The organism is Butyricicoccus sp., from assembly GCF_050872565.1.
In the GTDB taxonomy this organism is placed as follows: Bacteria; Bacillota; Clostridia; order Oscillospirales; family Butyricicoccaceae; genus Butyricicoccus_A.
On sequence record NZ_JBNMHC010000080.1, the window covers coordinates 1 to 7,748 of the forward strand.

Annotated in this window: 5 protein-coding genes and 1 pseudogene; all 6 read right to left on the reverse strand. The window is 49.5% G+C overall.

Annotated features, from left to right (window positions below; all coding sequences use genetic code 11):
* Positions 1-498 (reverse strand): annotated as a pseudogene (locus tag ACR0P9_RS05000) (spermidine synthase); the annotation flags it as partial.
* A 14-nt stretch (positions 499-512) separates the two neighbouring features.
* Positions 513-1,973, reverse strand: coding sequence for an aminotransferase class I/II-fold pyridoxal phosphate-dependent enzyme (locus tag ACR0P9_RS05005; RefSeq protein ID WP_432617908.1), 1,461 nt, complete (start codon positions 1,971-1,973; stop codon positions 513-515).
* A 569-nt stretch (positions 1,974-2,542) separates the two neighbouring features.
* Complete coding sequence (gene lpdA, locus ACR0P9_RS05010) at positions 2,543-3,952, reverse strand: dihydrolipoyl dehydrogenase (RefSeq protein WP_432617910.1); 1,410 nt, start codon at positions 3,950-3,952, stop codon at positions 2,543-2,545.
* Positions 3,953-3,978: 26 nt separating this feature from the next.
* Positions 3,979-4,980, reverse strand: coding sequence for a lipoate--protein ligase (locus ACR0P9_RS05015; protein WP_432617912.1), 1,002 nt, complete (start codon positions 4,978-4,980; stop codon positions 3,979-3,981).
* Positions 4,977-6,416 (reverse strand): aminomethyl-transferring glycine dehydrogenase subunit GcvPB, encoded by a 1,440-nt coding sequence (gene gcvPB, locus ACR0P9_RS05020; RefSeq protein WP_432617914.1) that lies wholly within the window; start codon positions 6,414-6,416, stop codon positions 4,977-4,979. The genes ACR0P9_RS05015 and gcvPB overlap by 4 nt, the downstream gene beginning before the upstream one ends.
* Positions 6,413-7,729 (reverse strand): aminomethyl-transferring glycine dehydrogenase subunit GcvPA, encoded by a 1,317-nt coding sequence (gene gcvPA, locus ACR0P9_RS05025; RefSeq protein WP_432617916.1) that lies wholly within the window; start codon positions 7,727-7,729, stop codon positions 6,413-6,415. Before gcvPA ends, gcvPB begins: the two co-directional genes overlap by 4 nt.
* Positions 7,730-7,748: the final 19 nt, after the last annotated feature.

Sequence of the window (7,748 nt, forward strand, 5' to 3'; positions counted from 1 at the left end):
CAGACCTTCAGACGGGCCAAATGGGTCGGAAGAATCGACAATAATCAAATCATATTTTTCTTCACAGCGGCGAATAAACTTCAGTGCATTTCCAAAATGAATGTGCACGCGCCGGTCATCCATACGGCAGGCATTTTCCGGTAAATACGCACGGCACGCCTCGACAACAGCCGGATCCATTTCTACCAAGTCAATGTGCTTGACTCGATCATATCTCGTCAATTCTCGTACCACGCCGCCATCTCCGGCGCCGATAACCAAAATATCCGTTGCCTCTCGGTGTACAGACATCGGCACATGAGTAATCATCTCGTCATAGATGAATTCATCGCGTTCAGTCAGCATCACGTTGCCGTCCAGCGTCAATACACGTCCGAATTCCGGCGTTTCAAAAATATCAATGCGCTGATATTCACTCTGCTTGGAATACAACTGCCGATTGACGCGGATGCTGTGCTTGACATCCGGTGTGTGAAACTCTGAAAACCACATTTCCATCTCGTTCTCCCTCCTCACGCAAGAACATTCAGATACTGAATGTCCGGATCTTCCGGACCGGTCACATTGCAGCCTTTTGTCTTTGCATACTCGATATAATCCAAAATTTCTGCTGTAATGCGCTCTCCCGGTGCAACAATCGGGATTCCCGGCGGATAGCACATGACAAATTCACTGCACACGCGTCCTTCCGTTTCTCGGAGCGGCAAGCTGCATTTTTCGGAATAGAACGCTTCCTGCGGGCTGGTTACAACCTGCGGATCAATATATTCTTGACTGAGCAGACCCGCACCATCGGTCTGGAAGCGGCGGCGAATCTCTGCCAATGCGCTGACCAAACGCTCCACTTCTTGTGCGCGGTCACCAATGGATAAATAGGCCAAAATATTGCCAATATCGCCAAATTCAATCTGAATATCGTACTCATCGCGCAGAATATCGTATACTTCAATACCAGCAAGACCAATATCCAACGTGTGGACACTGAGCTTGGTCGTATCAAAATCAAAAATCGAGTTTCCGTTGACAAGCTCTTTGCCAAAGGCATAGTATCCGCCAATCGCATTGATTTCCTCTCGCGCATACTCTGCCATATCTGCGACTTGGTGAAAGACTTTTCTGCCGCGCAGGGCGAGATTCCGGCGGGAAATATCCAAACTGGACATGAGCAAATAGCTGCCGGAGGTCGTCTGCGTCAAATTGATAATCTGGCGCACATATCCCGCATGGACATTCGGACCGATGAGCAGCAAGCTGGACTGCGTCAAACTGCCGCCGCTCTTGTGCATAGAAACAGATGCCATATCTGCACCGGCTGCCATAGCGGAAACCGGCAAACCGCCGCCAAAGTAGAAATGCGTGCCATGTGCTTCATCTGCCAAACACAACATTCCTGCCTCGTGTGCCATTTTGACAATAGCGCGCAAATCGCTGCAAATACCGTAATATGTCGGGTTGTTCACCAAAACAGCAACTGCATTTGGATGTTCTGCGATGGCCTTTGCGACCTGCTCTCGGCGCATACCAAGGGAAATACCCAAACGCTGATCGACTTCTGGATTGACATAAACCGGAATCGCGCCGCACAAAACCAACGCGTTGAGTACGCTGCGATGCACATTTCGCGGCAAAATGATCTCGTCACCGCGCTTACAGACGGTTAAAATCATGCTCTGTACCGAGCTTGTGGTTCCGCCGACCATTAAAAACGCATGTGCTGCACCGAATGCGTCCGCTGCCAATTCTTCGGCTTCTCGAATGACAGAAACCGGATGGCAGAGATTGTCCAACGGCTTCATGCTGTTGACATCTACGCCGACACACTGTTGTCCCAGAAATTCCGTCAGCTCCGGATTTCCGCGTCCGCGCTTGTGTCCCGGCACATCAAAAGGAACCACACGCATCCGACGAAAATTTTCCAATGCTTCATGGATCGGTGCGCGGCTTTGATCCCGCGTGAAATGATTTCCGTTCATGTTTCCTCCATTCTGGTTCCCATCGATAAAGAAAAAACGCAGGTCTGCACAAAAACTGCAAACCTGCGTGTCGTCTCGATTTTCCTGGTGCCAAATACTTTGGCACGAATACCGCTGCTGCGGCACGAAAAAGCGAATATGGAATGTCTTTTGAGAGTCTATATAGCAATTATTATACTTTTACTACTCTTATTGACCGTTTCACAAGTCTGCGCTTGCTGCGCAATTCCGGTTATCAAAGGAACCAACTTATAAAATTTGAGCTTCTAACTCAATCAATAAGGCAACCAAAGTTACCAATTCGGCAGTGAACCCGGCTGTCCGTATGGCCTTAACTCCTGGCAGGAGTGGTTCAAAAACAATTGCTTTGAAAAGACTCGTAAACCATATTTTGCCTTTCAAAACTGCTGTTATGGTATCACAGAGCGATGTTTATTGTCAAGAGATTTTCCAATCATTTTACATAAAATGATTGGATTTTTATCGCATTTATGTATATAATTTTCTTTCGTTTTCTCTATAATAGAAACACTGGATTCCCTGTGTATCACAAATAGGCAAAAAAATTTTTAATCAGCCAAAGACTTGGCGTGCGGATTTTTTTTGATGCAAGCAGAAAGTGCTTCTCCAATTCCCTCCTCGAATGTTGGATGCGGACGAATCATCGAAGCGACCTGTTCTTCCGTCAAACCGTTGGCAATGGCAAGTGTCAACTCACCAATCATATCTGTGGCGCGGGCACACATGAGCTGTGCACCAAGCAATGCGCCGTTTTCATCAGCAACCAGCTTGATAAATCCGCGTTCTTGTTCTGTCAGCAGCGATTTTCCGTTTGCAGTCATTGGATATTTGCCGATATGCGGATGAACTCCGGCAGCCTTTGCCTCTGCTTCTGTCATACCAACGCTGGCAATTTCCGGACTGGTATACACGCACGATGGAACCAAATGCAAATTGGTTTCAAACGACTGCTGTGTAATGGCAGCGACAACATCCAATGCTTGTGCAGAAGCTGCATGTGCCAGCTGCGGATAACCAGCCGCCGCATCACCGATAACATAGATATGCGGGACAGACGACTGCATGGTTTGATCGACTTGCACGCGTCCGCGCTCATAAGCAATCGGAAGTTCTGGTGCCAGTACATTGGATGCCAATGATTTGCGTCCAACAGACACCAATACGCGCTGGCCAATTGCCGTTTCTTCTTTTCCCTTCACGGTATAGTGACAGCACAGCATATGCTGCTCGGTCTGCTCCACGCGCTGTACCATCGCATTGGTTGCAATGGTAACACCACGCTTTTTCATCAGCATGGTAAGGCTTTGACCAATCTCTCGATCCAGCGGCGGGAGAATACGCGCTTGTCCCTCCAAAACCGTTACTTTTGTGCCAAGAGAAGCATACAAAGAGGCAAATTCCATACCAATGACACCGCCGCCAATGACAACCAAGCTGTCCAGCTTTGGAATATCCTGCAACAAATCATTGCTCGTCATCACACCAGGCAGATCTAGTCCCGCAATTGGCGGCATCGCCGGTTCAGAGCCAACAGCTACAACAATGTCCTGTGCCGTGTACTGTGTGCAAGTGCCCTCTGCGTCTGTCACCTGCACTTGTCCAGCTTTTGGGACATATCCGCTTCCAGCAATGACAGTAACCTTGGCGGAAGACAACAACTTCTCTATGCCACTCGTGAGCTGCTGTACAACCTCCTGTTTGCGCTGCCGCAGTGCCGGATAATCTACCGTTGCTCCCTCAATATGCACACCGGCAGATGCCGCCTTTTTTGCTTCTTCCAACAGTTCTGCTGCGTGAAGAAGTGTTTTTGTCGGAATGCATCCGCGGTTTAAGCAGGTGCCTCCCAACGCTGTTTTTTCAATCAACGCGGTCTTTTTGCCTGCCTGTGCCAGCTTTGCCGCACAGACATATCCACCCGGACCACCGCCAATGACAATGACATCAAATTGAGTTTCCAACGGAATTCCCTCCTTGTATGGGTATCTCATGATACAAATTGTTTTTTTAATAGATTTGTCACATCCCGACAAATTTGTGTTTGTTCGTTGTTTTGCTGCGGAATCGCGCGCAGTGCCTCTGCAATATCTGTGAGCGCATAGGAGCAATATTCTAATGCCTGTGGAATTTCTGCCAGATAATCCGCTTCCAACCCATCTGATTGCAGAGAAACATGCTGTAATTTTCCGTTTTGTACGGTATATCGAATTGCTGTCTCTCCCCAGCCAAAGTGCCCTTGAACCTGCTCAGTAAACGCCGAATTAGAGCCAAATCTCCACTCCCACTGAGCAAACCGCTGTTTTCTTTGTGCAATATCTTCGCAGTCGATCGTGTCAGATGAAATCTGTTCTGGAGTCAAATGATATACCGTTCCAAAACTGTGAACAAGCTGCTGTTCCAGCATCGGAATCGTCAGGTTCGGACAGTGGTCGATGAGATTGGTGACGCGCGAGCGCACGGATTGAACGCTGTGCTTTTCCAATTTGCTTTTGGATACCTGTAAATATTTTCCCAATGCCGCATGGTCGACATTGACCATCAATGTGCCGTGATGATAGCACTGATCCTGCGTGCGATAATAGGCGTGACCGGAAAATTTTTGACCATCAATTGTCATATCATTTCTTCCCGTCAGTTCGACAGGCATTCCCAAGGCACGAATCGCATCTGAAATCACACGAGTTTGTTTCTCCACATCATAATCTGCATGGCGCACCAAAAAGGTAAAGTTCAGATTGCCGAGGTCATGGTATACCGCACCGCCGCCGGACAATCGACGCACCAAGGTGCCGCCAGCGTCTTCTAATTCCTGCACTCGGCACTCATTCCATGCGTTTTGGTTTCGTCCGATGACAACGGTCTTTTGGTTTTGCCACAGGTATAAAATGCATTCCTGCGGCTGCACGCGATGGAGGAAATATTCCTCCATCGCAAGATTTTGCAGCGGGTCAACGCAGTCTGTGATATAATAAAAAATTCGTTTCATCATACTGCTTCCGGTGTATACCGCAGAATTGGCTTCCGCGCTGCGCCTACTTCATCCGGTCTTCCAATCGGCGCATGGTGTGGTGCATGATGCAGCGACTCCGCATCGCTCTTTGCCTCCTCCAGCACACGTAGGAAGATATTCGCGGCTTCATCCAAGGTTTCTCTGGATTCTGTCTCTGTCGGCTCTACCATCAGAGCTTCATGCACGATCAATGGGAAATACATCGTAGGCGGATGAATGCCAAAATCAAGTAGTCTCTTGGCAACATCCAGTGCAGAAACACCGGTCTCTTTCTTGAGACCATCCAAACACATGACAAATTCATGCATACAGCTGGTATCAAACGCCATTTCATATGCACCCTTGAGCCTGTGCATGAGATAATTGGCATTGAGTACCGCATTTGTCGATGCTTCCGGGATGCCTTCCTTGCCCAGAGACAGAATATATGCCAGTGCGCGAACAACAACCAAAAAGTTGCCGTAAAACGTGCGGACGCGGCCGACAGAATGCTCCGGCTTGGTCAAGACATACCCATTTTCCGTCTCTTCAACCAAAGTGCCCGGCAGAAACTGTGCCAAAAATGCCTTACAGCCGACAGGGCCGCTGCCCGGACCGCCGCCGCCATGCGGCGTGGAGAATGTCTTGTGCAGATTGACATGAACACAGTCAAATCCCATATCGCCCGGACGAGCTAAGCCCATGACAGCATTTAAATTTGCTCCATCGTAATAGCACAGACCGCCTGCCTCGTGTACAATGCGTGTGATTTCTCCGATATTCGGATCAAACAAACCGACGGTGTTCGGATTGGTCAGCATCAAACCGGCAGTGTCCTCACCGACAGCTGCTTTTAACGACTCCAAATCAACACAACCATTGGCATCCGAAGCGATATTGACTACCTGAAATCCTGCCATTACAGCGCTTGCCGGATTGGTACCATGTGCAGAATCCGGTACGATAATCTTCGTGCGCTTGGTGTCATGATTAGCCAAATGATATGCGCGAATCAGCAGCAGACCGGTATATTCACCATGTGCACCGGCTGCCGGAAGCAGCGTCATGCGATCCATGCCCGTGATTTCTGCCAGTGCTTTTTCTGTGCGAGACAGAACCTCTAAGCAGCCTTGTACAGAGCTTTCATCCTGAAGCGGATGAATATCCGTAAAGCCGGACAGAGCTGCGATTTCCTCATTGATTCGTGGATTGTACTTCATCGTACAGGAGCCGAGCGGATAAAAGCCATCGTTGACACCATGCACCTGCTTAGCAAGCTCTGTGTAATGTCTGCCCAATTCAATTTCACTGACTTCCGGCAGATACGCGTTTTGTTCGCGCTTCATGTTCTGCGGCAGGTCATATACCGGCACATCACAGTCCGGAAGCAAGCTGCTGGCATGTCCTGTGCAGCTGCGTTCATATATCAGTTTCATGCGCCGCACACCTCCTTTACGATTGCAACCATGCGGTCAATTTGCGCCTTGCTATTCATCTCTGTGACACACCAGAGAATACCGCCCTCTACCGGCAGACCGCCCAAAATATCGTGTTCTGCCAATGCAGCCTGTATATTTTCTGTAGATACCGGACAAGTGGTGACAAATTCATGGAAAAATGCGCCGCTGTTGACGAGAGAAACTCCTGCAATCTGCGTCAGCTGCTGTGCCGCATAATGCGCTTTGCTGCAACACAGCGAGGCACAATCAGCAAGTCCCTTCGGACCCATAGCAGCTAAATAAACACTTGCTGTCAGCGCACAGAGTGCTTCATTGGAGCAGATGTTGCTGGAAGCCTTTTCTCGGCGGATATGCTGTTCTCTTGCCTGAAGCGTCAGAACAAAGGCACGCTTTCCGTTCGCATCCGTCGTCTGACCGACGATTCGACCCGGTAACTTGCGCATCATCGCTTTCGTTGATGCCATAAATCCCAAGTACGGGCCGCCAAATGCCATCGGCAGACCGAGCGGCTGTCCTTCTCCGACAGCGATGTCCGCTCCACACTCGCCCGGTGTCTTGAGCATACCTATAGCAATCGGGTTGACCGACATAATCGCCTTCGCGCCTACCTCGTGCGCTGCCTGGCACAGAGTCTCTGCATCCTCAATCATGCCGTAGTAGCTCGGCTGCTGAAACAGAATGCACGCATTGCCAGCAGAAGCGGCAGCCTGCATTTCCTCCAAATCCGATGCGCCATTTTTGGCCGGAACCACAACAACCGGAATGCTGCGGCTTGCGCAGTAGGTCTTGATGACTTCCTGTACCTGCGGATGTACCGCGCCGGATACAACAACACCCTGATGCTTGCGATCCTGACACATCATCACTGCTTCGGCGGCTGCCACAGCACCGTCATATACCGATGCATTGGAAACATCCATGCCGGTCAGTTCACAGATCATGGTCTGATACTCAAAAATCGACTGCAACAGACCTTGGCTGATCTCTGCCTGATATGGGGTATATGCCGTGACGAATTCTTCCCGCGAGGTAACCGTCTTGACAATCGACGGAATGTAGTGATGATAGCTTCCTGCACCGCGAAAAATAGACGAATATTTCGTATTCTTCTGTGCAAGTCCTTCCATGATTTCGCGGACTTCCAGCTCGCTCTTTCCACGTTCCAACTGTAGCTCAGACACACGCATATCTTTCGGAATCGCTGCAAACAATGGTTCGACAGAGGAAAGTCCCATCTCTCGCAGCATTTCCTTGCGCTGCTCTATGGTATTCGGGACATAACTTCCCATGATTAACCCTCCTCAGCGC

Coding starts and splice junctions, on each gene's coding strand:
- ACR0P9_RS05005 (WP_432617908.1), bottom strand. CDS start 1,973: ATGAACGGAAATCATTTCACGCGGGATCAAAGCCGCGCACCGATCCAT.
- ACR0P9_RS05015 (WP_432617912.1), bottom strand. CDS start 4,980: ATGATGAAACGAATTTTTTATTATATCACAGACTGCGTTGACCCGCTG.
- gcvPB (WP_432617914.1), bottom strand. CDS start 6,416: ATGAAACTGATATATGAACGCAGCTGCACAGGACATGCCAGCAGCTTG.
- gcvPA (WP_432617916.1), bottom strand. CDS start 7,729: ATGGGAAGTTATGTCCCGAATACCATAGAGCAGCGCAAGGAAATGCTG.